Source organism: Acidovorax sp. Q11 (genome assembly GCF_054950075.1).
The window spans coordinates 114,047-140,620 of sequence record NZ_JBUDZG010000005.1 but is presented as its reverse complement, the minus strand read 5'-3'; the positions used below and the strand labels follow the sequence as shown (position 1 = coordinate 140,620).

The following is a 26,574-nucleotide window of genomic DNA, read 5'->3' as shown; positions in this document are numbered from 1 at the left end:
CCAGGGGAGGGCGCCGGTTCTGTGGTCAAATTATAGGTTTCGCCAAAGTACCCGTTGCTTTGGCCGCCCCCTGACCCCACCGCACCACCGTCAGCGCATGAAAACCGTCCAAAAATCCGCCAAGCTTGCCAACGTCTGCTACGACATCCGGGGGCCAATCATGGACGCGGCCAAGAAGATGGAGGAAGACGGGCACAAGATCATCAAGCTCAACATTGGCAACCTTGCCGTGTTCGGCTTCGATGCGCCCGAGGAAATCCAGCTCGACATGATCCGCAACCTGCCCAACTCCGCAGGCTACTCGGACAGCAAGGGCATTTTTGCCGCGCGCAAGGCCGTGATGCACGAGACCCAGAAGCAGGGCATCAAGGGCGTGGCGCTGGACGATATCTATCTGGGCAATGGCGCCAGCGAACTCATCGTGATGGCCACGAACGCGCTGCTGGACACGGGCGACGAGCTGCTGCTGCCCTCGCCCGATTACCCGTTGTGGACGGCGGCGGCCAGCCTGTCGGGCGGCACGCCCGTGCACTACCTGTGCGACGAGGCCAATGGCTGGATGCCCGACCTGGATGACATCCGGGCCAAGATCACGCCCCGTACCAAGGGCATCGTGGTCATCAACCCCAACAACCCCACGGGCGCGCTGTACTCGGACGCGCTGCTCAAGGGCATCGTAGCCATTGCGCGCGAGCACGGCCTGGTGATCTTCGCCGACGAGGTGTACGACAAGGTGCTGTACGACGGCGCCAAGCACACGGCGATTGGCTCGCTGAGCGAGGATGTGCTCACACTCACCTTCAACTCGCTGTCCAAAAGTTATCGCTCCTGCGGCTACCGCGCGGGCTGGCTGGTGGTGTCGGGCGACAAGAAGCCCGCCAAGGACTACATCGAGGGCTTGAACATGCTCTCGAACATGCGCCTTTGCGCCAACGTGCCCGGCCAGTGGGCCGTGCAGACCGCGCTGGGCGGCTACCAGAGCATCAACGAGCTGGTGGGCGAGGGCGGCCGCCTGCGCAAGCAGCGCGACCTGGCCTATGAACTGATCACCGCCATCCCGGGCGTGAGCTGCGTGAAGCCGCAGGCGGCGCTCTACATGTTTCCGCGCCTCGACCCGGCTGTGTACCCCATCGAGGACGATCAGCAGTTCTTCCTGGAACTGCTGCAGGAGACCAAGGTGATGCTGGTGCAGGGCACGGGCTTCAACTGGGCCGCACCCGACCACTTCCGTATCGTGTTCCTGCCCCACGAAGACGACCTGCGCGATGCCATTGGGCGCGTGGCGCGTTTCCTGGAACAGTACCGCAAGCGCTGCGGCACCGATCTGCGACGCGTCGGCTAATACTCATTTTTTGATAGCTGCTAGCGCTTGCTGGACAGGCGCAAACACCATTTTGACTGGTAAATCTTCCATGAAACCCATCCAAGTAGGCCTTCTGGGCATCGGCACCGTCGGCAGCGGCGTGTTCAACGTGCTCGCACGCAACCAGGACGAAATCAGCCGCCGCGCGGGCCGTGGCATCGAGATCACCATGGTGGCCGACCTGGACGTGGAGCGCGCCAAGGCCGTGGTGGGGGATGGCATCCAGGTCGTCAACGACGCCCGCACCATCATCGCCAACCCCGACATCGACATCGTCATCGAGCTGATCGGCGGCTACGGCATTGCACGCGCGCTGGTGCTAGAAGCCATTGCGGCGGGCAAGCATGTCGTCACCGCCAACAAGGCGCTGCTGGCCGTGCACGGCACCGAGATCTTCGCGGCCGCATCGGCCAAGGGTGTGATGGTGGCCTTCGAAGCCGCCGTGGCCGGTGGCATCCCCATCATCAAGGCACTGCGCGAGGGCCTCACGGCCAACCGCATCCAGTGGCTTGCCGGCATCATCAACGGCACCACCAACTTCATCCTGTCCGAGATGCGCAGCAAGGGCCTGGACTTCGATGTGGTGCTGAAGGAAGCGCAGCGCCTGGGCTACGCCGAAGCCGACCCCACCTTCGACATCGAAGGCGTGGACGCCGCCCACAAGGTCACGCTGATGAGCGCCATCGCCTTCGGCATCCCGGTGCAGTTCGACAAGGCCTATGTCGAGGGCATCACCAAGCTGGGTGCGGCCGACATCAAGTACGCCGAGCAACTGGGCTACCGCATCAAGCTGCTGGGCATCACCAAGCGCGCGGACAAGGGCATCGAGCTGCGCGTGCACCCGAGCCTGGTGCCCTCCAAGCGGCTGATCGCCAACGTCGAGGGCGCCATGAACGCCGTGGTGGTGCAGGGCGATGCCGTGGGCACCACGCTGTACTACGGCAAGGGCGCGGGCAGCGAGCCCACCGCCAGCGCCGTGATCGCCGACCTGGTGGACATCGCCCGCCTGCACACCGCCGATCCTGAGCACCGCGTGCCCCACCTCGCCTTCCAGGCCAACACGCTCGCCGACGCCATGGGCACGCTGCCTGTGCTGCCCATGAGCGAAGTGGTCACCAGCTACTACCTGCGCTTGCGCGTCGCTGACCAGGCGGGCGTGCTCGCCAAGGTCACGGGCCTGCTGGCCGAGGCGGGTGTGAGCATCGACGCGGTGCTGCAGCGCGAGGCCGACGAAGTGGGCGGCGAAGGATCGACGCAAACGGACCTGATCATCCTGACCCACGACACCCGCGAAGGCACCATGGACGCCGTGATCGCCCAGATGCAGGCCCTGCCCACGGTGCTGGCCCCCATCACGCGCATCCGCAAGGAAGAGCTGAACTGACCCTGCGCTACACAGGGCCCCAACGCGCCATGATGCCGCCCCGCCATGCCCACCCTGGTTGCCGCCCTCACGTTGTCGGCGCTGCTCAAGATGGTGCATGTCGATCTGCCGCGCTGGCACCTGGCGTTCTGGTTCGGCCTGCTGGTCATGCTGGCCCTGTTCGGGTCCATGTCACGCGGGCAGGCCATCCTCAATGGCGTGGGCAGTTTTCTGGCAGCCTGGCTGTACTTTGTGCTGCTGGAGCGCACGGACAATTGCGAGGACAAGCCACTGCACTGGCTGATCCTGATCGGCGGCTTCCTGCTGCTGATCGCCTCACGTTTTTACCTTGATATCCGCGTGTACGGCATCAGTCTTTGAGCGACACCGACGGGAACCCCCTCATGAAATACCTCAGCACACGCGGCCACGCAGACCGCAAACAGTTCTGCGACATCCTGCTTGAAGGCCTGGCGCCCGATGGTGGCCTGTACCTGCCCGAGCACTACCCGCAGATCAGCGACGCCACGCTCACCCAGCTGCGCAAGGCCTACCACGAGCAGGGCTACGCCGAGCTGGCGTTCCGTATCCTGTCGCTGTACATCGACGACATCCCTGCCGCCGACCTCAAGGCCCTGTGCGCCAAGACGTACACCGCCGAAGTCTTTGGCACGGGCGAGATCGTGCCCCTGCGCCACCTCGAAGACGGCCTGTGGCTCGAAGCCTTGTCCAACGGCCCCACACTGGCCTTCAAGGACATGGCCATGCAGCTGCTGGGCAACCTGTTCGAATACGAACTGGGCCGCCGTGGCGAGCAGCTCAACATCCTGGGCGCCACCAGCGGCGACACCGGCAGCGCGGCCGAATACGCCATGCGTGGCAAGGCGGGCGTGCGTGTCTTCATGACCAGCCCGCACGGCCGCATGAGCGCCTTCCAGCAGGCGCAGATGTTCAGCCTGCAGGACGAAAACATCCACAACATCGCCATCGAAGGCGTGTTCGACGACTGCCAGGACATCGTCAAGGCTGTGAGCAACGACCACGCCTTCAAGCACAAGTACAAGATTGGCACCGTCAACTCCATCAACTGGGCGCGGCTCTTGGCGCAGGTGGTGTACTACTTCGCAGGCTACATCCAGGCCACCGAGACCAACAACCAGAAGGTCAGCTTCACGGTGCCCTCGGGCAACTTTGGCAACATCTGCGCAGGCCATGTGGCGCGCATGATGGGCCTGCCCATTGCCAAGCTGGTGGTGGCCACGAACGAGAACGACGTGCTCGACGAGTTCTTCCGCACCGGCGTGTACCGTGTGCGTGGCAGCGCCGACACGCACGAGACATCGAGCCCCTCGATGGACATCAGCAAGGCCAGCAACTTCGAGCGCTTCATTTTTGACCTGCTGGGCCGCAATGGCCAGCGCACCAAGGCCTTGTTCAGCGCCGCGCTGCAAACCTATGGCCGCTTCGACCTGAGCGCCGAGCCGCTGTTTGCCGATGCGGCGGGCAAGTACGGCTTTGAAAGCGGCAAGAGCACCCATGCCGACCGCCTGGCCACCATCAAGGACACCTACGGGCGCCACGGTGTCACCATCGACACCCACACTGCCGACGGCGTGAAGGTGGCCCGCGAGCACCACAGCGACGCCAAGGTGCCCATGATCGTGCTGGAGACCGCGCTGCCCATCAAGTTTGCCGAGACCATCGTCGAAGCCCTGGGCCATGCGCCCGAGCGGCCCGCCAAGTTTGCGGGCATCGAAGACCTGCCCAAGCGCGTGCACGTGATGCCCGCCGATGTGGAACAGGTCAAGGCCTACATCGAGCGCCACTGCGCCCCGGCTGCACAGGGCTGACGCCAGGCCCTCTGGCCGCGCCTGCCTGCACTGCAGGGGCGGTCAAGGGCGTTGAATTTGAAGTAAAAAACGCCCCTGGCGCGCGTCTGGTAAGCGCTAGTAGCTATAAATAGTGTAGCTAACCAAGGAGCACTGGATGAAGGTTGTCGGTTTTGCCGGGTTCTCCGGCAGTGGCAAGACCACGCTGGTCGAGCAGCTGATCCCCGAGCTGCGGCTGCGTGGACTGCGTGTGTCGGTGGTCAAGCATGCCCACCACAGTTTCGACATCGACCACCCGGGCAAAGACACCTACCGCCACCGCGAGGCGGGGGCCTTCGAGGTGGTGGCTGCATCCGACAAGCGCCTGATGCTGGTGCGCGAGTTCGAGCAGTCCGCCACGCTCAGCGTGCACCACCTGCTGGCCGAGCTGTACCAGGGCGTGGACTGGGTGCTGGTGGAAGGTTTCAAGGACAGCGACCTGCTCAAGGTCGAAGTGTGGCGTGCACCCGAACCCGGCCAGGTGGCCAAGTCCGTGCGCTACCCCGAGGATGACTTTGTGGTCGCCGTGGCCACCGACGCCCCCGGGAGCCTGCCCGTGCCCACCCAGTTGCCATTGCTGGACCTCAATGCCCCCGCGCAGGTCGTGGACTGGCTGATCCAGTACGAAAACCGCTTCGAATACAACTGCGAGCTGTACGGGGCGGGGCTGGCATGAACCGCCCCCACAAACCCCTGAAACCACTGGACGAGGCGCTGGCCGAGTTGCTGGCCCACGCCGCGCCGCTGCAGGGCGTGGACACGGTCGCCACGTTTGACGCCGACGGCCGCGTGCTGGCGCGGGACTGCGTCTCGGCCCTGCAGGTGCCGCCGCAAGACAACAGCTCCATGGACGGCTATGCCGTGCGCTGCGCCGATGTGGCGGCCACGGGCGTGGTCCTGTCCGTATCGCAGCGCATCGCGGCGGGCAGTGCCGGAGAGCCGCTCGCGCCAGGCACTGCTGCCCGCATCTTCACGGGCGCGCCCGTGCCCACAGGCGCCGATGCCATCCTGATGCAGGAGGACTGCGAAGCCCAGCCAGCCGCAGACGGGGAACAAGGTCTGGGCCAGGTGCGTATCAACGCCGTGCCCCCGCCGGGCCAGTGGATTCGCCGCGCGGGCGAAGACATCACACGCGGCGCCGTGGTGCTGGCGGCGGGCACGCGCATGTCGCCTGCCGAACTGGGCCTGGCCGCGAGCATTGGCCTGCACCAGGTGCAGGTCGCACGCCGCCCGCGCGTGGCGCTGTTCTCCACGGGCGACGAACTCGTCATGCCCGGCGAGGTGCCGCCCGAGCAGATGCGCCCCGGCGCCATCTACAACAGCAACCGTTTCTTTCTGCGCGCCATGCTGCAGCGCCTGGGCTGCGAGGTGACGGACTTCGGCATCGTGCCCGACCGGCGGGATGCCACCATCGCCGCCTTGCACGACGCGAGTGCTGCGCAGGACCTGATCCTGACCAGCGGCGGCGTGAGCGTGGGCGAGGAAGACCACATCAAGCCCGCCGTGGAGTCGTTGGGCACGCTGGACCTGTGGCAGATCGCCATGAAGCCTGGCAAGCCCTTTGCTTATGGCCGCATTGGGGCGGCGCATTTCATGGGCCTGCCCGGCAACCCGGTGTCGAGCTTTCTGACCTTCGCGCTGCTGGTGCGGCCCTTTGTGCTGCGGCTGCAGGGCTTGCGCGATGTGGCACCCCAATCCGTGGCCGTGCGGGCAGATTTCAACTGGCCCAAGGCCGACAAGCGCCGTGAATTCTTGCGCGTGCGCCACAACGCGGCGGGTGGGCTGGACCTGTTTGGCAACCAGAGCTCGGGCGTGCTGACTTCGGCGGCCTGGGGCGATGGCGTGGTGGACAACCCTGCAGGCCAGACCATCGCTGTGGGCGATACCGTGCACTACATCGCCTTCTCGGAGCTTTTGGCATGAACGTTAACCCCCACGCTTCCCACTTCGTGTGGTCGCTGCCCCCCGAGGGGGCTGCTTTTCATCTTGGGGCGGCCCGGCGATGAACAGGATCACCGTCCGCTATTTCGCCTCCATCCGCGAGGCCATCGGCCAAGGCAGCGAGCCGGTCGAAACGAATGCCACCACCCTGAGCGCCCTGCGCGACGAGCTGATCGCACGCGGCGGAGCCCATGCCAGCAGCCTCGCCCGTGGCAGGGCCGTGCGCATGGCGCTCAACCAAACCTTGAGCGATGAATCCGCCACCCTGGCCGATGGGGCCGAGGTGGCGTTTTTTCCACCCGTTACCGGGGGCTGAGTCCGGCCTGGGCCTGAAGGCGTTGTCCCAACGCCTCGGAGGCGGCCATCATCGGCGCGCGCAACTCGTTGCACATCTCGCCTGCATGGGCCAGCACGGCCTTCAGCGGTGCCGGGTTGGGCTCGGCAAAGCAGACCTCGATCCAGGGCAGCAGGGCCTGCCACACGCGGCGGGCCTCACCCAGGTTGCCTGCGCGCAGCAAGGCCATCAGTTCCACAAAGCGGGGCGTCTGCCAGTGCGCGCTGGCCGAGATCGCGCCCGCGCCGCCCAGCGCCAGGGTGTGGAAAATCTGCGCGTCCTCGCCCGTCAGCACCTGCAGGCGGCCGTCGCTGATCAGGGCCTGCGTCTTGGCGGGGTTGCCGCCGCAGTCCTTGATGGCCTCTATGTGCGGATGCGCCGCCAGCGCCAGCAGCGTTTCGGTACTGAGCGTGGCGCCTGTGCGGTAGGGAATGTCGTAGATGAGCACGGGCGCCGTGCCGGCGTCGGCCAGGGTGCGGAACCAGTGCAGAAGGCCCTCCTGCGAGGGGCGGATGTAGTGCGGGGCAGAGACCAGCAGGCCCGCAACGGGGTAGCGTGCCAGGGCCTGCACCTGCTCCAGCACCTGGCCCTGGTGGTAGCCCGACACGCCCATCACCACGGGCAGGCCCTGGGCGGCCGTGAGCACCGTTTCCAGCACCTGCAACTGCTCCGCCTTGTCCAGCGCAGCGGCTTCGCCCGTGGAGCCGCAGGCGACAAAGCCTGAAACGCCCTGGGCGCGCAGCCGGGTGGTGAGGGCGGCGAGAGCCGGGTGGTCCACGGCACCGTCCTTGAACGGCGTGACCAGGGCGATCCAGAGCCCGCTGAACAGCGGCTGGTGGGAGGGCGTGGTGGCGGTAGCAGACATGCAAAACATCCTTTCAGGGTTCGACCAGGGGAAGAACCGTCCGGAAGGAATGCGCGCGGAATGCCGGGGAGGGAAAAGAGAAAAAAGAAGGGAATTTCTCTGCCAGGTGGTTCCGTCGCTCATCCGGACGGAACCACAGCTCCGGTCAGATGAGCTCTGGTTTTTTGGCTTTGCCCACGCATTGCAATGCCGCCGCAGTTGCGGCAGTCATGGCAAAGAAGGTGTGTGTGGGCATGGGGGCAGTATAGCCAAGCGTTGGATCAAGGGCCTGCCACTGGCTGCGGTGTGGGCGCGACCAGTTCCGGGCACGGCCAGTTGAGCAGCTCGGCCAGGCGGGTGGTGATCCAGGTGGCCTCGGCCACCGACACGCCCGATTCGGCTGTGCACAGCCCGGCGTGGATACGCCGCAGGATCTCGGCCTCCGACGGGGCCTGCACGTGGTAGAGCGTCTGTGCATGCTCGACCAAGTGGCCCGCCAGGTCTTCGCACAGCTCGTAGCGCGTGCGCACGCCGTTCGCCTTTTCGGTGAGGCGCCCCCGGGCGTCGGTGTACACCGCCATGAACGAGGGCGGCACGTGGATCTGGTTGTCGTCGTCCATGGGCACCCCTCAGTCAGGGGTGAACAGGCGCTCGAACTTGGCCTGGTCTGAGGCCAGCTCAAAGCTCACGAGCTGGCCCATCTTCATGTCCGACAGTCGGCAGGCAGCAAACAATGTGGTCTTGCCGGCCAGTTCCATCACCTCCAGGTCGATGATGGCGTAGGGGTAGGGGACAAAAACCTGGTGCTCAAAAACGTCCTTGTGCGTGTTGCGGGGCGAGGGGTAGAGCTTGTACAGGTCGGTCTGAATCGTTTGTGTGGCCATGGTCGTTGGTGCGAGCCTGTTCAAAGGGGGCGGCAGTGCGGGTACAGTGCGGGCGAATCGTACAGTTACTCCAAGCATCCCATGGCAAGACCAAAAAGTGAATGGCCCAACAAGGTCCTGGCCCTGATCCAGGGCGGCAACCTGCCCGCTGCCATCGCGCAGATCAAGGTGGCGCCCTCGGTGTCCGACGTGACACGCCTGCAGACCATGCTGGCCAAGCTGCCGCCCACCCCAGCGCTCGCCCAGCTGAACAAGTTCGTGGAAGAAGAGCGCGCCCTGCTGGCCGCGCCGCGCCTGCACCGATCGCCATGAGCGCGCCGCCTGCCCGATTGATTACCCAACTGACCGATTGCCCGAAAGCCCTGTCGCCATGACCGTGCCCCGCGTTTCCATCCAGACCGAAGACTTCGACCTGTCCGCCGAGGTGGCGGCGCTGCGCCGCGAAAACAAGGGCGTGGGTGCGGTGTGCAGCTTTGTGGGCACGGTGCGCGACCGCAATGAAGGGGACCAGGTGGCGTCCATGGAGCTGGAGCATTACCCCGGCATGACCGAAAAATCCATCGAGGCCATGGTGGACGAAGCCTTCCGGCGCTTCGACATCTTCGGCGCCCGCGTCATCCACCGCGTGGGGCTGCTGCAGCCGCTCGACCAGATCGTGCTGGTGGCGGTGACCAGCGCCCACCGGGGCCAGAGCTTCCAGGCCTGCGAGTTCTTGATGGACTACCTCAAGACCCAGGCGCCGTTCTGGAAGAAGGAAGAAACGGCCCAGGGCGCCCGCTGGGTCGATGCGAGGGTGAGCGATGACGCCGCACTGGCGCGCTGGGGCATCACGCTGGGCAACGCGGCCTGACGTGCGGGGCCCGATGGGGCGGAAATTTGAAAGAAATTGGCCGTCTCCGCGCTCTGGTAAAGCATTGATTGCTATAAAATTGATAGTAACAAGTGATTGTCTGGCGTGGCAAATCACTGATGCAGGTCAACGGCAGGCCATGGGGCGGGGTGGAGGACTGTCTTGAAATCAGGCACACCTCGCCTCAAATGTTCTGCAATTCGGAGGACATTCACCCATGCGTCTCGACAAATTCACCACCAAGTTCCAGGAAGCCCTGAGCGATGCCCAGAGCATTGCGCTGGGCCATGACAACGCCTACATCGAACCCGTGCATGTGCTGCTGGCCATGCTGCAGCAGGACGATGGCCCCAAGGCGCTGCTGCAGCGCGCGGGCGCCAACGTGCCCGGCCTGCTGACGGCGGCCGAGGCGGCTGTTAAGCGCCTGCCGCAGGTGCAGGGCAACGACCAGGTGCAGGGCGGCCCCGAGCTGGGCCGTGTGCTGCAAGCCACCGAGAAGGAGGCCATCAAACGTGGCGACCCGTTCATCGCGAGCGAGCTGTTCTTGCTGGCCGTGATCGACAGCAAGGGCGACGCCGCAAAAATAGCCAAGGACAACGGCCTCACGCGCAAGAGCCTGGAGGCCGCCATTGACGCCGTGCGCGGTGGCCAGAAGGTGGACAGCGCCGAGGCCGAGGGCCAGCGCGGCGCGTTGGCCAAATACTGCCTGGACCTGACTGAGCGCGCGCGCATCGGCAAGCTGGACCCGGTGATTGGCCGCGACGACGAGATCCGCCGCGCCATCCAGGTGCTGCAGCGCCGCACCAAAAACAACCCCGTGCTCATCGGCGAGCCCGGCGTGGGCAAGACGGCCATCGTCGAAGGCTTGGCCCAGCGCATCGTGGCGGGCGAGGTGCCCGAGTCGCTCAAGGGCAAGCGCGTGTTGTCGCTCGACATGGCAGCGCTGCTGGCGGGCGCCAAGTTCCGCGGCGAGTTCGAGGAACGCCTGAAAGCCGTGCTCAATGAGCTGGCCAAGGACGAGGGCCAGACCATTGTCTTTATCGACGAGCTGCACACCATGGTGGGCGCGGGCAAGGGCGAGGGCGCGATGGACGCGGGCAACATGCTCAAGCCCGCCCTGGCGCGCGGCGAGCTGCACTGCGTGGGCGCGACCACGCTGGACGAATACCGCAAGTACATCGAAAAGGACGCTGCGCTGGAGCGCCGTTTCCAGAAGATCCTGGTGGGCGAGCCCACGGTGGAAGCCACCATTGCCATCCTGCGTGGCCTGCAGGAAAAGTACGAAGTGCACCATGGCGTGGACATCACCGACCCGGCCATTGTGGCTGCGGCCGAGCTGAGCCACCGCTACATCACCGACCGCTTCCTGCCCGACAAGGCGATCGACCTGATCGACGAGGCAGCGTCCAAGATCAAGATCGAGATGGACTCCAAGCCCGAGGTGATGGACAAGCTCGACCGCCGCCTGATCCAGCTGCAGATCGAGCGCGAAGCCGTGCGGCGCGAGAAGGACGAGTCCTCTCAAAAACGTTTTGCGTTGATTGAAGAGGAGATCGGCAAGCTGCAAAAGGAAATCGCCGACTACGACGAAATCTGGCAATCCGAAAAGGCCCAGGCCCAGGGCAGCGCCCATGTGCGCGAGGCCATCGACAAGCTCAAGTTCCAGATCGAGGAGTTCACCCGCAAGGGCGACTTCAACAAGGTGGCCGAGCTGCAGTACGGCAAGCTGCCCGAGCTGGAAAAGCAGCTGAAAGAAGCGCAGGCGCAAGAGGCGGGCAAGGACGGCGCCCCTGCCACGCGCCGCCTGCTGCGCACACAAGTCGGTGCCGAAGAAATCGCCGAGGTGGTGAGCCGTGCCACGGGCATCCCCGTGGCCAAGATGATGCAGGGCGAGAAGGACAAGCTCTTGCAGATGGAAACCAAGCTGCACGAGCGTGTGGTGGGCCAGCAAGAGGCGATTGCTGCGGTGGCCAACGCCATCCGCCGCTCGCGCTCGGGCCTGTCCGACCCCAACCGGCCCACGGGCTCGTTCCTGTTCCTTGGCCCCACGGGCGTGGGCAAGACCGAGCTGTGCAAGGCGCTGGCGGGCTTCCTGTTTGACAGCGAGGACCACCTGATCCGCATCGACATGAGCGAGTTCATGGAGAAGCACTCCGTGGCCCGCCTGATCGGTGCGCCGCCCGGCTATGTGGGCTATGAAGAGGGCGGCTACCTGACCGAGGCCGTGCGCCGCAAGCCCTACAGCGTGCTGCTGCTCGACGAGGTGGAAAAGGCCCACCCCGACGTGTTCAACGTGCTCTTGCAAGTGCTGGACGACGGCCGCCTGACGGACGGCCAGGGCCGCACCGTGGACTTCAAGAACACGGTGATCGTGATGACGAGCAACATCGGCTCGCACCTGATCCAGGCCATGGTGGGACAGGACTCGCAGGACATCAAGGATGCGGTGTGGGGTGAACTCAAGAACCACTTCCGGCCTGAGTTCCTGAACCGTATCGACGAGACCGTGGTGTTCCATGCGCTGGATGCGCGGCACATCGCGTCCATCGCCAAGATCCAGTTGCAGCTGCTGCAATCCCGGTTGGCCAAGATGGATTTGGAGTTGCAGGTGTCCGATGCCGCCTTGGCAGAATTGGCCAAGGTGGGGTTCGATCCGGTGTTTGGTGCGCGGCCGCTCAAGCGGGCGATCCAGCAGCGCATCGAGAACCCGCTGTCCAAGCTGCTGCTGGAAGGGCGCTTCCCGCCCAAGAGCGTGATTCCAGTCACCGTGAACCCGGTGCTGGAGCCGGGCGTGTTCCAGTTCGGCGTGGCCCCGCAGGGGTAATGCGGGTGTGGGAAGCGGTGGTGGCGCACACTCGCGCTGCCATCCTTTTCCCAAATTGTGAAGGAGAGGTGTCGTTTGAATGATTTTGTTGCGGGCGTTGTGCGCCTGTTGCTGCGTGTAGTGGTCATTGCCATGGGGTTGGTGCTGTTTGCCAGCCTGCTGGTGGCCGCCCTGGTGCTGGCCCTGGTATGGATGCTGCGCGCAGGCTGGGCGCGCCTCACGGGGCGGCCAGTGACACCCTGGACCATGCGCATGGATCCGCGCACGGGTTTCAGCACCGTGTTCCGCTCTACCGAGCGGTGGTCTTCCGGCCGCCGTGGCGCCGCCGCACCGGCCGATGCCGGTGAAGAAGCCGCTGCGTCACGCCGGGGCGGCATCCTGCCGGGTGCGGCCCAGGTGACCGACGTGGAAGCGCGCGAAGTTCGTTGACGGGGCATGGCCCCCTGGGCCGCGCCCACTTCTTTGCGTAGGCGCCTGCCAGCAGTTTTTGACGGCGGTACACCCGCCTTGTGCGTGATGCGCCCATGGGGGTGTCTTCTATGATCCAGACATGACACCAGCCGATATTCACGCCCATTTCGATCTCCAACGCCAGGCGAGCCGCGCGCATGTGGATGTGCCACTGCTCGTGCGCCGAGAGCGGCTGTTGCGCATCGCCAAAATGCTCGATGAGCATGGCCCCGTGCTGGCTGCGGCGGTGCAGGCCGACTTTGGCATGCGTTCGCCGCGCCTGACCGAGGTGGCGGACTTCTTTGTGCTGCGCACCCTGTTGTCGCACACCCTGAGCCAACTCGCCCAATGGATGAAGCCCCGCAAGGTGCGCACCCCGCTGTACCTGCAGCCCGCCAGCGCGCATATCCAGCGCCAGCCGCTGGGCGTGGTGGGCGTGATATCGCCCTGGAACTACCCGGTGCAATTGGCACTGGCCCCCGCCATCACCGCGCTGGCGGCAGGCAACCGTGTGATGCTCAAGCCCAGCGAACTCACGCCCCACACCTCGGCCCAGCTGGCGGCCCTGGTGGCCCAGTTTTTCGCGCCCGACGAGTTCTGCGTGGTGCAGGGCGATGCCAACCTGTCGGCGCTGTTTGCCTCGTTGCCGTTTGACCATCTGGTGTTCACCGGCTCTACGGCGGTGGGGCGCAAGGTGGCGCAGGCGGCGGCACAGAACCTCACGCCCACCACGCTGGAGCTGGGCGGCAAGTCGCCCTGCATCATCGACGGCCACTGCGACATGCAGGACGCGGCGCTCAAGATTGCGCACGGCAAGCTGCTCAACGCCGGGCAGACCTGCATTGCGCCCGACTACGTGCTGCTGCCCCGGGGGCGCGAGGGCGAGTTTGCGCAGGCCTACCGCGCAGCGGTGACGCGCCTGTTCCCCACCATCGAGGGCAACGCCGACTACGCCTCCATCATCACGCCGCGCCACCATGCGCGCCTGCGCACCATGCTGCAGCAGGCACAGACGCAGGGGGCCGAGGTGCAAACCATCGACCCGGCTGCAGGCAAGCCCGTGGTGCACACCGTGGGCACGCTGGGCGATGGTGCCAGCCGCCAGATGCTGCCGACGCTGGTGTTTGGCGCCACCTCGCAGATGCAGCTCATGCAGGAGGAGATTTTTGGCCCCATCCTGCCGGTGATCTCTTACGAGCGGCTTGATGATGCCATTGCCCACATCAACGCCGGGCCGCGCCCGCTGGCGCTGTACTGGTTCGGGCAGAGCGAAACCGTGCGCGATGACGTGCTGCGCCGCACCGTGAGCGGCGGCGTGACGGTGAATGACACGCTGATGCACATCGCGCACGACAACCTGCCGTTTGGTGGTGTGGGCGACAGTGGCTGGGGCGCATACCACGGCGAGCAGGGCTTTCTACGCTTTTGCCACCAGAAGTCGGTGCTGGTGCAGTCGCGCTGGGCGATGGGCTCGCTGTTCTACCCGCCCTATGGCGCCCGGTTCGACCAGATCATGGGCTTGTTGCGCCGCTGGCTGTAGTCGCGGCCGGCTCGCTCTCGGGCCCCTCTTGTGCTGGCGCCGCTGCGGGCCCGCCGTCCGGCGGGGCCGGGGGGCGGGTGATGAGCTGCACGATGGCATCGCGCAGCTGGCCGGTGGACACCGGCTTGTGCAGCAGCAGTGCCGAGGTGGACTGCGCATCGCGCAGGCGCTGGGGCGATGTGTCGCCCGTCATGATGATGGCGGGCACGGGTGTGCCCAGGTAGGTGCGCAGCGCCTGCAGCACCTGCTTGCCCGTCTCCTCGTGGCGCAGGCGAAAGTCCGTGATGATGATGTCGGGGGTCACATCCTCCAGGGCCTCCAGCGCGTCGGCACTGGACTCGGCCGTGAGGCATTGGCAGCCCCAGCTTTGCAGCAGCGACTGCATGCCCAGGCGCACGGCCTCGTCATCGTCGATGGCCAGCACCTTCAGCCCGGCCAGGCTGCGGGCCGAGGGGGTGGGGCTGGCGTCGTCCTCCAGCGCGCCTTGCCAGCGGTCCAGCCACAGCCGAAAGACGGAGCCCCGACCGGGGTGTGAGCGCAGCTCCACCGAAGTCTTCATCTCGCGCGCCAGCCGCTGCACGATGGCCAGGCCCAGGCCCAGCCCTTTGCGCCGGTCGCGCTCGGGGTTGCCGAGCTGGTGGAACTCCTTGAAGATGTCCTCCCACTGGTGCACGGGAATGCCTGCCCCGGTGTCCCACACCTCCAGCGCCAGTCGTTTGCCACGTGTGCGGCAGGCGATGAGCACACCGCCCCGTGCGGTGTAGCGCAGGGCGTTGGAGATGAAGTTGTGCATCACCAGCCCCACCAGCGAGCGGTCTGCAAAGGCTGCGGCCGAGGTCTCGCGGGTGCGGTACACCAGCCCGGCCGTGTCGGCCTGCGCGCCAAATTCCTGTTCCAGCGCCGTCAGCAGCGGCTGCACGGCAAAGGCCTCTGGCCGCACCTTCACCACACCGGCCTCCAGCCGCGAGTAGTCCAGCAGCGTGGTGAGCATTTCGGCCGCCGCGCCCGAGGCCGCGTGCGCATGTTTGAGCACCGTGCGCTGGTGGTCGTTGAGCGGGCTGCGCTGCAGCGATTCGAGAAACAGGCCCATGGCGTGCAGGGGCTGGCGCAGGTCGTGGCTGGCAGCGGCCAGAAAGCGCGATTTGTCGCGGTCGGCCTGCTCGGCCGCCCCCTGCGCGGCCAGGGCGCGCTGGGATTCGGCGCGCAGCTCGTTCACCAGGCGCTCGTTTTCGAGCTTGAGTGCAATGCTGCGCCGTGTGGCCCGGTCGGCGGTGCGGGCCTGCAGGCAGGTCAGGGCGTAGTACACGCTGGTCAGGAACAGCGCCGGCCACATCACAGGCCCCCCGGCCAGCGCCACGGACACCATCACCCCGCCGATGGCGCTGGTGAGGTAGGTGACATAGGCCCGGTACAGCGGCGCCCCCAGGCCCAGCGCGCCGGACGAGACGGTGCTGATGATGCCGATGGCGTAGATCACGCTGTCGGACGTGCCCCAGTACAGCACCACGTAGCCCAGGCTGCCCCAGCTCAGCCCCATGGCGGCCATGCAGGCAATCAGCTTGCGCGCAGCCTGGGGCGCCGGGTCGGTAAAAGGGGAGATGCTGCGCAGCGTGAGGTAGACGCCCGCAATCACCAGCGCATGGGTGGATAGCCAGACGGTGGTGGCCTGCGTGTCGGCCACCCGGGCCATCACCCACAGGGTGCCCAGGGCGGTGGCCAGCGACGCCAGCAGCGTCATCGGAAAGTTCTGCCGCAGCAGGGCCACCTGCTCGCGCAGCACCTCGTCGCGCTCCCACACCGGCCAGCCCCAGCGGGTGGGGGGCTGCGCGCCTGGGGGCTCGGGCGTGGTCTCAGAGGGGGTCATGGAGCTGCGGTGTGGACAGGCCCAGGCGCTGCGCGGCCAGCAGCGCGGCGCTGCGGCTGTTCACGCCCAGCTGCGCAAAGATGGCGGCCACGTGCACGCGCACCGTGTTTTCGCTCAGGCCCAGGTCGCGGGCGATCACCTTGTTGGGTTTGCCGGTGCACAGCAGCGACAGCACATCCAGCTGGCGCGCCGTGAGCGAGGGCGCATCGGGCCCGCGTGTGGTGGCGCTGTTGCCGCTGTTGATGGGGAAGCAGGGCTGGCCCGACAGCGCGCAGGTGATGGCCTCCAGGATGTCTTCGGCGTTGGCCGACTTGGGCAGAAAACCATCGGCGCCCCGGGCCCGCGCCTCATAGACCGCATCGGGCGCCACGCTGGCGGACACCAGCACGATGCGGGCCTGGGGGCAGGCCTGGCGCACCAGGCGCAGGCCGTCCAGGCCACTCATGCCGGGCAGCTGGATGTCGAGCAGCACCAGGTCGATGTCGGCCTGCTGTAGCGCGCAGGCGTCGGCAATCGAGCCCGCCTCGGCAATCGCCCCCACGCTGGGGTGGTCCTGCACGATCAGGCGCAGCCCGGTGCGGAACAGGGCGTGGTCGTCCACCAGCAGGAGGCGGGCATTCGGACGGGCACTTTGGAGGGCACTCATTGGACAAGTATTGCGCACAACCGGGTGTTGCGGGCTAGTCCATTTGTGCGATGGACGCAGGCTAGGTCACTTTCTAGACTTTCCGTCAAGCATTGAAAAGCACTTTGGGTGCCCGCCGATGCGCAAACCTTCGTCGTCTCACTTCGTCTTCAAAGGGCTTCCCCATGACCACCACTGCGTTGATCCACGGCTCCACCCCTTCTGCAAATGCCCACCGGGGGGGCGAGCGGCGACCGGCCGCCCCTGCGGGCACCGGCCTGGGGGGCAATACGCTGGCACAGATCATGGAAGAGAACTGCTCGGACATGCTGGCCGCTGCAGGCGTGGTGATCGAACACCTCGATGCCCAGGCGGGGGCCTGGCAGTTCTCTGCCGACCAGGGGCAGACCTGGCGCGCCATCCGCACCGACCTGATCAACCGCCCGGGCAACCTGGGGCTGGCGCTGGACCGGGATGCGCGGCTGCGGGTGCTGCCCTTTGGTGGCCACCGGGTGACGGGCGCCCGGGTGGCTTTTCATGCCGTGCCGCGCAGCCATGGGCCGGGCAACGGCAGCTACCGCGCCTATGCCTCCGACGAGCGGGATGGGGATTCGCGCACGGTGACGCTGGTGCTCAGCCTGGCAGCCATCAATGGTGCGCCGCCGGTGGTGCATGTGCCGCGCCCGCGCAACAAGCGGGCGATGGTTCAGCGCGCGGCGGCCTCGGTGGGGGTGGGCGCTGCGCTGTCGGGCTCGATGGCCATGGCCTGAACAAAGCGGCAGAGCGGGGCCGGGTGCCCGGCCGTGCATGCCACAAAGACCGCATTTTGGGGAGCGAAGCCGAACGTTTGACGAGGGCAAAACAGGGGCCTCTGGAGGGCGAAAAACCGTTTGCGGCGACAATGCCGACCTTTCGCATTTTCATTCTCTGTTTTCGTTCGGTTTTTTCATGTCCAGTATCCAGGTTCGTCCCGCCACGCTTCGCGATGCAAAAGCCATCGCCCAGATCCACACCGTTTCCGCCCAAGAGGCTTACAAAGGGCTGGTGCCAGACGAGCAGTTGAAATCCATGTCGTCGGTCGAAAAGCGCCAGGCCTACTGGCGCGAGGCCATTGAGTATTGCGAGCCCCAGGTGCAGGTGGCGGTGGACGGCGAGAAGATCGTCGGCTTTGTGGGCTACGACCGCTCGCGCGATGAGAAGTCCCGCCCCACCACCGGTGAAATCTGGGCCATCTACGCCGCCCCCACCCATTGGAACCAGGGCGTTGGCCTGGCGCTGTGGGACGCCGCCCGCGACGGCCTGCACGAAGAAGGCTGCACAAACGTCACCGCATGGGTGCCGCTGCGCAACGAGCGCGCCATTCGTTTCCACGAAATGGCGGGCTTCAAGCAAGAACTCTCTACCGCCAAGACCAATGTGATTGGCGGCGTGAAGATCGAAGAAGTGCGCCTGAAACGGCCCATCAACGCATAGGGCACACAATGATTGAATGGAGCCGCCAGGGCCAGACACAACAAGCCCAGTGGCGCTCCGAAGCTGGCGCCCCGGCGCCGCGCCGGGTGGTCACCGCCGACGACACGCTGCCCGCCGACACGGCCTACCGCATGGCTTGTGAAGGCACGGGCCTGCTGTGGCAGGGTGATTTCCAGAACGCCCGGCATCTGCTGCAGGCGCTCATGCGGCGCGCCGACTCCAAGACCGGCAGGCACCGCCGTGCTGCGGCCAAGGCTGCCCAGAAAGCCGTGGTGGCCACACCCTCAGAGGCTTTTCACCTGCACCGTCAGGCCCAGGCGCAGCGCGCGCGGGTGCTGGCGTCGGTGCTGATCCCGCTGGAGGGTGACTACAGCATTGCGCTGCGCCGCGCGCCCGACTGGCGCGAGGCCTGCACCCAGGCCTGGGGGCCCGCCACCGGCGAGCGTTGCGTGGCCACGCTGCGCGAATTGCTGGGCCTGGTGGGTGCCTACGAATGGCGCAAGAAAGGCGTGGAGGTGCCCGCACTGGGCGCCGCGCCGCACAACCGTATCCACCCGCACTACGGCGTGTTCTCGCCCGTGCGTGGCGAATATGTGGATCTGGTGGCCAGCACCCCGTTGCCCAGCCAGACGCTGGCGTTTGACATTGGCGTGGGCACGGGCGTGTTGTCTGCGGTGCTGGTGCGCCGTGGGGTGCAGCGGGTGGTTGCCACCGACCAGGACCCCCGGGCCCTGGCCTGCGCACGCGACAACCTGCAGCGCCTGGGGGTGTTGCCCCGGGTCGAACTGCTGCAGGCCCACCTGTTTCCGCCCGGCCGTGCGCCGCTGGTGGTCTGCAACCCGCCCTGGGTGCCGGCGCGTGCCAGCTCGCCCATTGAACATGCGGTGTACGACGAAGGCAGCCGCATGCTGCGGGGTTTTCTGGCGGGGCTGGCCGAGCACCTGGAGCCTGGTGGCGAAGGCTGGCTGATCCTGTCGGACCTGGCCGAGCACCTGGGCCTGCGCCCGCGCGAGCAGCTCTTGGGCTGGATTGCCGAAGCGGGTCTGGTGGTTCGGGGGCGGCACGATGTCAAGCCGGTCCACGCCAAGGCGGCCGATGCAGGGGATGCCCTGCATGCGGCGCGGGCGGCCGAGGTGACGTCGCTCTGGCGGCTGGCAGCAGTCGTCTGAGTCTGCTTGAGCCTGCCTGGTGTGGGCGGGCGTCTCAGCCCTCCAGCAGCGCGGGCTGTGTGACGGCATAGAGGCCGGGCGTGGCCTCGGGGGCGCGGGGCAGCAACTGCTCCAGCCGCTCGCGCAGGCTGGCGGCGCGCTCTGCCCCGGCGGCCAGGGCCACTTCTTCGAACATGGCGTCGCCCACATCCAGCATGCTGCTGCGGTCCCGCGCGGTGCGCAGGGCTTCGCGAAAATGCTGTGCCAGCACCGGGTCGCGGCGGGCAAAGAGTCGCTCGCAGGTATCGAACAGGTACATGCGCGCACCGGCCAGCGAGCGCAGGGATTCACCCGGCTCCGGCCGCTCGATCGAGGGAGCCGGGCTGGTGCTGGGCGCCACCTGCGCGGGCGGTGTGGGCTGGGGCTCCGGCAACTCGGCCGGGCCCGTCAGGTAGCCCTGGCGCATGAGGTTGTCCACAATCTGCGCGCCGATGCCGTTGTACATGGCCTGCAGGTCGGACAGCGGTTTGCCGTCGGCCAGTAGCAGCAGCGAACGTTCGCGCAGGCTCAGGGTGCGCACACCGGGCGATAGCTCCTGGCGGGCTTTGTCGGTTTTTTGCAGCAGCATGTGGGGCTCCGTTCAGGCACGAATGCCCGCCATTGCAGCCGCCCGCCATGACGCCGTGATGACCCTTTGCCGCACAATCCGGGGGCTTGGCCCCGGTTCACCTGGCCATGGAATGGGGTTTGCTCATTTTTTGATAGCTATAAAGGCATGCCTATAAGGCGCAAAGGCCTGTTTTTATTCATATTTTTGAGGCTGCGGCGTGTATGCCCGGCCTTGCACAGCCCCCACTGCGATGACCCTGCTGCTTGCCCCTATGGAGGGGCTTCTGGATTTTGTGCTGCGCGACGTGCTCACGCGCGTGGGCGGGGTGGACCGCTGTGTGTCGGAGTTCATCCGCATCACCGGCACGTTGCTGCCCGACAAGGTGTTCCTGCGCTACCTGCCTGAACTGCGCAACGGCAGTCGCACGCTGGCGGGTGTGCCCGTGCGCGCGCAGCTGCTGGGCTCCGACCCGGTCAGCATGGCCGAGAACGCCGCACGCCTGGCTGCGCTGGGGCCCGAGGGCATCGACCTGAACTTTGGCTGCCCGGCCAAGGTGGTCAACCGCCATGGCGGCGGGGCCGCGCTGCTGCAGGAGCCCGAGCGCATTGCCACCGTGGTGGCCGCCGTGCGCCGTGCCGTGCCCGCGCACCTGCCAGTGTCTGCCAAGATGCGCCTGGGCTTCAACGACACGGGGTTGATGCGCGAATGTGCCCAGGCCATGCAGGCCGGGGGCGCGGCCGAGCTGGTGGTGCATGCCCGCACCAAGGCCGATGGCTACCGCCCGCCTGCGTACTGGGAGCACATCCCGGTCATCCGCGCGGCCGTTGCCATCCCGGTGGTGGCCAATGGCGAGATCTGGACGGTGGCCGACGCGCAGCGCTGCCGCGAGGTCTCGGGCTGCGATGCCCTCATGCTGGGGCGCGGCATGGTGGCCGACCCCGGCCTGGCCCGCGCCATCCGTGCATTCGACGCCGGGCAGCCGGATGCGGACCCGGTGGTCTGGGCCGATTTGATCCCCCACCTCGCGGCCTTCTGGCAACTGGTGTGCGACGACCTGGAACCCCGCCAGCGCGCGGGGCGCCTCAAGCAGTGGCTCAACCTGCTGCGCAGGCGGTTTGTGGAGGCCGAAGTGGCCTACCAGCATGTGCGCACGATGACGGACCAGCGCGCCATCACCGCCTGGGTGGCGGCGCAACAGGCCGAAGCGCGAAACAGCGCCTGATCTGCCCCAGACGGCTGGGCCCCTGGGCTGCTGGCTTACAGCAGGTGGTCGGGCGCCAGGGGGCCCAGTAGTTGCAGCATCAGGCGCAGGGGCAGACTGGCGTCGGGTTCGGTGGTGGCATCGGGCAGGCCGCTGCCCTGGGGGGCGCGCCACACCAGGCCCTGGTCCGTCTGCTGCACCTGCCATGCCGCGTCTTGCAGGGCGGTGTCGATCTGTGCCGTGGCCCGGCGCGACAGCTCGCCGCTGCGTATCAGCAGCGCCACCTCGGTGTTCTGCCGCTGCGAGCGCATGTCCAGGTTCATCGAGCCGATGACCAGCAGGCGTCCGTCCACGATCATCAGCTTGGAGTGCAGCATGGCGCGCGAGCTGCCACCGGCCCCGGTGGCGCCCATGCTGCCGGTGCCACCGAAGGCCCCGCGCAGCACCCCGGTGAGCTCGCTGCGCATCTCGTACAGCTCCACCCCCATGGCCAGCAGCGTGGGCCGGTGGCGTGCGTAGCCCGCGTGGGCAATGGGCGCATCGTTGGAGGCCAGCGAGTTGGTGAGCACCCGCACGCGCACGCCTCGTGCCCGTGCGGCCGCGAAGGCACGCTCCATGTCGGGCCCGGGCACAAAGTAGGGCGAGATGATCAGCAGCTCGCGCCGCGCCTGGCCCATGAGCTGCAGCAGGCCGTCCACCACGGTGTCGGTCTGGGCTTCGCTGGTTTCGCTGTCTGGAGAGGGGGCAGGTGGGTTGCCGTTGCCATTGCTCAGGGGGGGATTGGCGGGCGCGGCTGGCAACGCTGCGGCCTGGGCCGCTTGCGGTGTGCCGGCGACGGCATCCGCCGATGGGGCGGTCGCCGTTGTCGCTGCGGTGGCCGAGGCCCGGGGCCGGACCAGTGCTGCGATGGTGGCGGGGCTGGGCCGGGGCGGGTTCTGGTCGGGCAGGGTGGCTGTGGAGGTGCCATCGGGCGGGATCTTGGCGGGTCGGTCCACCAGCACGGCGGCGGGCGCCCAGACAAACGGCATCTGCTGCAGGTCCATGGGCTCCTGGTTCCAGATGCGCGCGCGCCGCGTGCCGGGAGTGCCGCGCCCGGCGGGGGCGGGGGCTGCTGCGGCGGCGCTGGCGCTTTCCACACGCTCTTGCTGCGTGGCCTCGGCGGCGCGGATGCTGTCGCGCAAGCGGTCCAGCTCCTCGCGCGTGATGAGCGATTGCACGGGGTAGGCGCGCTCGTTGTTCCAGTAGCTGTCAAAACTGCGCGACAGGTCCTGCACGATGCTCCCTGCGGCCAGCACGTCCAGGTCCACAAAATTGCCGGAATCCGAGTTGCCGAAATAGGCGTCCCCCAGGTTGCGTCCCCCTGTCACGCCCACAGCGTTGTCGGCAATGAAGAGCTTGTTGTGCATGCGCTGCTGCACCCTGGAGAAGTCGCCCAGCAGGCTGAACATGCGGCCCACGGGCGAGCCGCGCGCGCCGCTGAGCGGGTTGAACATGCGCATCTCGACATTGGGCACAAAGGCCAGGCGCATCACCAGCGCATCGCGCCCGGTGCTGTGAAAGTCGTCCAGCAGCAGCCGCACGCGCACGCCACGCCGGGCGGCGGCCGCCACGCTGAGCAGCAGGCGCTCGCTGCTGGCGTCGGCGTGGATGGCGTAGTACTGCAGGTCCAGTGTTTTCTGGGCGGCATCGACCAGCGCCAGGCGGCTGCTATAGGCCGCCTGGGGGCCGCTGAGCAGCACGAACCCCGAGGGGTGGCGCGCCTTCTGCGCTGTGCGGCGGGCCTCTACCCATTGGCCCAGTGTGGTGTCGCCGGGGTTTTGCAGGGCGGTGGAGATGGGCCGCTCCACATCCTTGGGCAAGCCCGTACAGCCCATCAGGGCCACGGTGACCAGCAGGGCAAGGGCCCGCCGACTGTAGTGGGCCAGGGATGTCAGCAGGGGGAGGAAGGAAGGCTGGTGGGGCATGGCGCGATGGGGGATTGTGACCTTGGAGCCGCCGGGGCGTTGCTCCAAGGTGTATCCCGCTGCCTGGCCCGAGCCTGTCGGACGGGGCCGCCATTTTCGCCCCATCGATGCACCGAACCCCGGGCCTGACCACGCCCGGCCAGGCTCGGCGCTGTGGGTTTACCAGCTTACTTCGCGGTCGGGCGTGGCGCTGATCTTGTGGATGGAGAGGTCGGCCCCGTCGAACTCTTCTTCCTGCGTAAGCCGCAGGCCCACCGTGTGTTTGAGCAGGCCATAGACGATGAAGCCCCCCAGCAGTGCCCAGGCCACCCCAAGGCCCGTGCCAATCAGCTGGGCCGACAGGCTCACGCCGCCCAGGCCCCCCAGCGCCTTGCTGCCGAAGATGCCCGCCGCCAACCCGCCCCAGGTGCCACACAGGCCGTGCAGCGGCCAGACGCCCAGCACGTCGTCAATCTTCCACTTGTTCTGGGTGAGTGTGAACATCAGCACAAAGATGGCGCCCGCCACCGCGCCCACCACCAGCGCCCCCAGGGGATGCATCAGGTCCGAGCCCGCACACACGGCCACCAGCCCGGCCAGCGGGCCGTTGTGCACAAAGCCCGGGTCGTTCTTGCCCAGCACCAGCGCAGCCAGCGTGCCGCCCACCATGGCCATGAGCGAGTTGACCGCCACCAGGCCCGAGATCTTGTCCAGGGTCTGGGCGCTCATCACGTTGAAGCCAAACCAGCCCACCACCAGCACCCAGGCGCCCAGCGCCAGAAAGGGGATGTTGGACGGCGGGTGGGCCGAGATCGCGCCGTCTTTGCGGTAACGGTTGGCGCGCGAGCCCAGCAGAATCACTGCAGGCAGGGCAATCCAGCCGCCCATGGCGTGCACCACCACCGAGCCCGCAAAGTCATGAAACTCTTCGCCCGTGACGGCCTTGATCCAGGCCTGTACGCCGAAATGCTGGTTCCAGGCAATGCCCTCAAAGAAGGGATAGACAAAACCCACAATCACCGCCGTAGCCATGAGCTGGGGCCAGAACTTGGCCCGCTCGGCAATCCCCCCGGACACGATGGCTGGAATGGCAGCTGCAAACGTGAGCAGAAAGAAGAACTTGACCAGCGCGTAGCCGCTTTGCTGTGCCAGAGCCTCTGCCCCCATGAAGAAATGCGTGCCATAGGCCACGCTGTACCCCACCACAAAGTAGACGACCGTGGACACCGAGAAGTCCACCAGAATCTTCACCAGCGCATTCACCTGGTTCTTCTTGCGGACCGTGCCCAGCTCCAGAAAGGCAAAACCGGCGTGCATGGCCAACACCATGATCGCCCCGAGCAGAATGAACAGAGCGTCTGTGCCCTGTTTGAGTGCTTCCATAACATCCTCGCGCTAGTGATTGATCGACTCTGGTGCATTGCGGCTGTCTGCAACAGATTTGCACCAGATTGAAGCAAAAGTCGTGCCAGATATTGGTGCGAAAGATTGCACTGATATGGGGCGGAGCGGGGTGGAGGGGTGGTGAAAGGCTCTGTGTGTATTCCGGTGTTGTGCCTGGGGGCTGTCGGGAGATTTCTTCTATGGCAATGTCCCCGCTTGGGGTGGTTGCCCGGGAAGGTCATGGAGCTGCGGCGCCTGCGCCAGAGGGCATGGCTGGCATCGGGCGCCCTGCCGCGAGCGGTTGCTATGAGTGCGCGCTCATCCCCCCGGTGCGACGCAAGGGTGCTGTGTGTGGGGGGCGGAGCGCTACCCGCACTGAATCAGCTGTGCTGACTGCTGATCGGAGCGCATCGGTATGCAGAAAATGCAGGTGAGGGCAGGCCCCGTCAGAAGGTGTCGCGCCCCGGCACCCGGGCCACGATGCGCAGGTCAGGCCCCAGCTGCTCCACCGATATGAAATCCAGCTTCAGCCCCTGGCTCAGGGCTTCAAAAGGCCCCAGCTGGGCCAGTCCAAGTCCAGGGCCCAGCAGCATGGGGGCCATGTAGATCAGCATCTCATCGACAAGCCCTTCGCGCAGCAAAGAGCCATTGAGCTTGTGGCCGGCCTCCACATGCAACTCGTTCACCCCCCGGCGGGCCAGGTCGCGCAGCATTGCGGCCAAGTCCACCTTGCCCTGGGCGTTGGGCAAACAGATCACGGTGGCGCCGCTCGCCTCCAGGGCGGCCTTCTTCTCGTCGTTCTGGATGGCTGCATAGATGTAGCAAGCGCGGCCAGCCGAGAACAGGCGGGCATCCGGCGGGGTCTGCAACTGGCTGTCCACCACCACCACATGGGGCTGGCGCGGCGTGGGCACTTCGCGCACATCCAGGCGAGGGTTGTCGTCCAGCACGGTGCCGATGCCAGTGAGCACTGCGCAGGCGCGTGCACGCCAGGCATGGCCATCGGCGCGCGCCGCGGGGGATGTGATCCACTGGCTTGTCCCGTTGGGCAAAGCAGTGGCGCCATCCAGCGAGGTCGCAGCCTTCATGCGAACCCAAGGAGTGCCCCGCACCATGCGGCTGAAGAAACCGATATTGAGTTCGCGGGACTCAGCGGCCCCGGGGCCGACTTCTACCGCCACCCCCGCCGCACGCAACCGGGCAAATCCCTGCCCCGCCACCAAGGGGTTGGGGTCTGTGAGGGAAGCCACCACCTTGCCAATCCCGGCGGCCACCAACGCATCGCAGCAGGGGCCCGTGCGCCCCTGGTGCGCGCAGGGCTCCAAGGTCACGTAGGCGGTCGCGCCCCGGGTGCTGTGCCCTGCTTCTTGCGCGGATCGCAGCGCCATGACTTCCGCATGGGGGCCTCCCGCCTGCTGGGTGTGACCGCTGCCTATTTCCCGTCCATCCGGCGCCACCAACACGCAGCCAACGCGCGGATTGGGGTTGGAAACAAAAAACGCCTGGGCGGAGAGCCCAAGCGCTTTGTTCATCATGGTCGTCAACTCGTCGGTGCATTGCATTGGCGGATGCTAATGCATGGGGCAACAGTTGATGGAGGCAAGGGCACGTGCGGCTATTTGTTCCAGCATTCAGTTATCAAAGTCGCCGACGCTGCAGATGCAGCACCTCGCACACCAGTGTGTGTCAGCGTGTAGCTTCCGCATCGGTCTCCCGCCTGCCCGCCAGCTGGTGTAGCAGTCAATGTATATGCGGTACCTGACGCAGCGCTCGCTGGTGGCGATGCCAGTGCAATCGTGTACCGGCCAGACTTGATCGTAGTGAGTGTTGCCGGAAACGATGCTGTCGCTGGGTATGTGCCGGTTGCCGTGGCCGCGCGCTCCATCCATTGGGCTGCCTGTAGCAAGGCGGCGCGCGCTTCCGCACGATGCCCGCGCCGCACATATTCTGTGTAGCTTGGAAGCGCAATGGCGGTGAGAATGGCCACAATGGCGACCACAATCATGACTTCAATCAGGGTGAAGCCTCTTTGTTGCTGATTCATTTGCAATCCATTTCAGATCGTT

26 protein-coding genes are annotated in these 26,574 nt (G+C 66.5%); 16 read left to right on the top strand and 10 right to left on the bottom strand.

The features are described 5' to 3' along the window. Positions 1-97: 97 nt before the first annotated feature. From ACYZGB_RS06605 to moaD, 7 genes are all read left to right on the top strand, one after another. Positions 98-1,342, top strand: coding sequence for a pyridoxal phosphate-dependent aminotransferase (locus ACYZGB_RS06605; RefSeq protein ID WP_094285588.1), 1,245 nt, complete (start codon positions 98-100; stop codon positions 1,340-1,342). A gap of 70 nt (positions 1,343-1,412) precedes the next feature. Beyond that, entirely contained in the window at positions 1,413-2,747 is a 1,335-nt protein-coding gene (locus ACYZGB_RS06600) for a homoserine dehydrogenase (protein ID WP_462387452.1), read from the top strand. A 45-nt stretch (positions 2,748-2,792) separates the two neighbouring features. Then, complete coding sequence (locus tag ACYZGB_RS06595; RefSeq protein ID WP_462387451.1) at positions 2,793-3,107, top strand: response regulator; 315 nt, start codon at positions 2,793-2,795, stop codon at positions 3,105-3,107. Positions 3,108-3,130: 23 nt separating this feature from the next. Beyond that, the gene (gene thrC, locus ACYZGB_RS06590; RefSeq protein ID WP_462387450.1) at positions 3,131-4,576 is read left to right on the top strand and encodes a threonine synthase; all 1,446 of its coding nucleotides are present in this window, start codon (positions 3,131-3,133) and stop codon (positions 4,574-4,576) included. 136 nt (positions 4,577-4,712) lie between these two features. Beyond that, positions 4,713-5,270: a molybdopterin-guanine dinucleotide biosynthesis protein B gene (gene mobB, locus ACYZGB_RS06585; protein WP_462387448.1), complete on the top strand. Its 558-nt coding sequence runs from the start codon at positions 4,713-4,715 to the stop codon at positions 5,268-5,270. Then, a complete protein-coding gene (locus ACYZGB_RS06580; RefSeq protein ID WP_462387447.1) occupies positions 5,267-6,517 on the top strand; it encodes a molybdopterin molybdotransferase MoeA in 1,251 nt (416 codons plus the stop codon). Before mobB ends, ACYZGB_RS06580 begins: the two co-directional genes overlap by 4 nt. Positions 6,518-6,596: 79 nt before the next feature. Continuing rightward, on the top strand, positions 6,597-6,851 hold the full coding sequence (gene moaD / locus ACYZGB_RS06575) for a molybdopterin converting factor subunit 1 (protein WP_462387446.1): 255 nt from the start codon (positions 6,597-6,599) through the stop codon (positions 6,849-6,851). Here the strand turns inward: moaD and dapA are convergent. The 3 genes from dapA to ACYZGB_RS06560 form a co-directional block, all read right to left on the bottom strand. Beyond that, positions 6,838-7,734, bottom strand: a complete 897-nt coding sequence (gene dapA / locus ACYZGB_RS06570) for a 4-hydroxy-tetrahydrodipicolinate synthase (RefSeq protein WP_462387445.1) — start codon at positions 7,732-7,734, stop codon at positions 6,838-6,840. The genes moaD and dapA overlap by 14 nt on opposite strands. Positions 7,735-7,994: 260 nt before the next feature. Next, positions 7,995-8,333, bottom strand: a complete 339-nt coding sequence (locus ACYZGB_RS06565; RefSeq protein ID WP_462387444.1) for a hypothetical protein — start codon at positions 8,331-8,333, stop codon at positions 7,995-7,997. A gap of 9 nt (positions 8,334-8,342) precedes the next feature. Continuing rightward, positions 8,343-8,597: a hypothetical protein gene (locus tag ACYZGB_RS06560; RefSeq protein WP_300217938.1), complete on the bottom strand. Its 255-nt coding sequence runs from the start codon at positions 8,595-8,597 to the stop codon at positions 8,343-8,345. 81 nt (positions 8,598-8,678) lie between these two features. Between ACYZGB_RS06560 and ACYZGB_RS06555 the strand changes: the two genes are divergently transcribed. The 5 genes from ACYZGB_RS06555 to ACYZGB_RS06535 all read left to right on the top strand — a co-directional run bounded on the left by ACYZGB_RS06555 (position 8,679) and on the right by ACYZGB_RS06535 (position 14,261). Continuing rightward, positions 8,679-8,909, top strand: a complete 231-nt coding sequence (locus tag ACYZGB_RS06555; protein ID WP_462387443.1) for a hypothetical protein — start codon at positions 8,679-8,681, stop codon at positions 8,907-8,909. A gap of 58 nt (positions 8,910-8,967) precedes the next feature. Next, positions 8,968-9,447, top strand: a complete 480-nt coding sequence (locus ACYZGB_RS06550) for a molybdenum cofactor biosynthesis protein MoaE (RefSeq protein ID WP_462387442.1) — start codon at positions 8,968-8,970, stop codon at positions 9,445-9,447. A 217-nt stretch (positions 9,448-9,664) separates the two neighbouring features. Continuing rightward, complete coding sequence (gene clpB / locus ACYZGB_RS06545) at positions 9,665-12,271, top strand: ATP-dependent chaperone ClpB (RefSeq protein ID WP_462387441.1); 2,607 nt, start codon at positions 9,665-9,667, stop codon at positions 12,269-12,271. A 75-nt stretch (positions 12,272-12,346) separates the two neighbouring features. Continuing rightward, positions 12,347-12,700 (top strand): hypothetical protein, encoded by a 354-nt coding sequence (locus ACYZGB_RS06540; protein WP_462387439.1) that lies wholly within the window; start codon positions 12,347-12,349, stop codon positions 12,698-12,700. Positions 12,701-12,821: 121 nt separating this feature from the next. Next, the gene (locus ACYZGB_RS06535; protein ID WP_462387438.1) at positions 12,822-14,261 is read left to right on the top strand and encodes a coniferyl aldehyde dehydrogenase; all 1,440 of its coding nucleotides are present in this window, start codon (positions 12,822-12,824) and stop codon (positions 14,259-14,261) included. On the opposite strand, the gene ACYZGB_RS06530 is transcribed toward ACYZGB_RS06535, so the two are convergent. Together ACYZGB_RS06530 and ACYZGB_RS06525 are read right to left on the bottom strand one after the other, a co-directional pair. Next, on the bottom strand, positions 14,233-16,125 hold the full coding sequence (locus tag ACYZGB_RS06530) for an ATP-binding protein (protein ID WP_462387437.1): 1,893 nt from the start codon (positions 16,123-16,125) through the stop codon (positions 14,233-14,235). The two genes, ACYZGB_RS06535 and ACYZGB_RS06530, sit on opposite strands and share 29 nt — an antisense overlap. Beyond that, a complete protein-coding gene (locus tag ACYZGB_RS06525; RefSeq protein WP_462387436.1) occupies positions 16,112-16,771 on the bottom strand; it encodes a response regulator in 660 nt (219 codons plus the stop codon). The genes ACYZGB_RS06530 and ACYZGB_RS06525 overlap by 14 nt, the downstream gene beginning before the upstream one ends. Positions 16,772-16,935: 164 nt before the next feature. Here ACYZGB_RS06525 and ACYZGB_RS06520 point away from each other — a divergent pair, with 164 nt between their 5' ends. The 3 genes from ACYZGB_RS06520 (at position 16,936) to ACYZGB_RS06510 (ending at position 19,392) form a co-directional block, all read left to right on the top strand. After that, complete coding sequence (locus ACYZGB_RS06520; RefSeq protein WP_462387435.1) at positions 16,936-17,520, top strand: hypothetical protein; 585 nt, start codon at positions 16,936-16,938, stop codon at positions 17,518-17,520. A gap of 178 nt (positions 17,521-17,698) precedes the next feature. Continuing rightward, positions 17,699-18,223: a GNAT family N-acetyltransferase gene (locus tag ACYZGB_RS06515; protein WP_137746244.1), complete on the top strand. Its 525-nt coding sequence runs from the start codon at positions 17,699-17,701 to the stop codon at positions 18,221-18,223. An 8-nt stretch (positions 18,224-18,231) separates the two neighbouring features. Continuing rightward, the gene (locus ACYZGB_RS06510) at positions 18,232-19,392 is read left to right on the top strand and encodes a methyltransferase (protein WP_462387434.1); all 1,161 of its coding nucleotides are present in this window, start codon (positions 18,232-18,234) and stop codon (positions 19,390-19,392) included. A 34-nt stretch (positions 19,393-19,426) separates the two neighbouring features. Here ACYZGB_RS06510 and ACYZGB_RS06505 read toward each other — a convergent pair whose 3' ends face one another. After that, positions 19,427-19,999 (bottom strand): hypothetical protein, encoded by a 573-nt coding sequence (locus ACYZGB_RS06505; RefSeq protein ID WP_462387433.1) that lies wholly within the window; start codon positions 19,997-19,999, stop codon positions 19,427-19,429. Between the two features lie 232 nt (positions 20,000-20,231). Between ACYZGB_RS06505 and ACYZGB_RS06500 the strand changes: the two genes are divergently transcribed. After that, positions 20,232-21,203: a tRNA dihydrouridine synthase gene (locus ACYZGB_RS06500; protein WP_462387432.1), complete on the top strand. Its 972-nt coding sequence runs from the start codon at positions 20,232-20,234 to the stop codon at positions 21,201-21,203. Between the two features lie 35 nt (positions 21,204-21,238). On the opposite strand, the gene ACYZGB_RS06495 is transcribed toward ACYZGB_RS06500, so the two are convergent. The 4 genes from ACYZGB_RS06495 to ACYZGB_RS06480 form a co-directional block, all read right to left on the bottom strand. After that, on the bottom strand, positions 21,239-23,146 hold the full coding sequence (locus ACYZGB_RS06495) for a phospholipase D family protein (protein ID WP_462387431.1): 1,908 nt from the start codon (positions 23,144-23,146) through the stop codon (positions 21,239-21,241). A gap of 159 nt (positions 23,147-23,305) precedes the next feature. Then, positions 23,306-24,508, bottom strand: a complete 1,203-nt coding sequence (locus ACYZGB_RS06490; protein WP_063461107.1) for an ammonium transporter — start codon at positions 24,506-24,508, stop codon at positions 23,306-23,308. Between the two features lie 446 nt (positions 24,509-24,954). Further along, positions 24,955-26,070 carry a bifunctional diaminohydroxyphosphoribosylaminopyrimidine deaminase/5-amino-6-(5-phosphoribosylamino)uracil reductase RibD gene (ribD, locus tag ACYZGB_RS06485; protein ID WP_462387430.1) on the bottom strand — a complete coding sequence of 372 codons (1,116 nt, stop codon included), beginning with the start codon at positions 26,068-26,070 and terminating at the stop codon, positions 24,955-24,957. 53 nt (positions 26,071-26,123) lie between these two features. After that, entirely contained in the window at positions 26,124-26,552 is a 429-nt protein-coding gene (locus ACYZGB_RS06480) for a type IV pilin protein (protein ID WP_462387429.1), read from the bottom strand. Between the last annotated feature and the right edge of the window lie 22 nt (positions 26,553-26,574).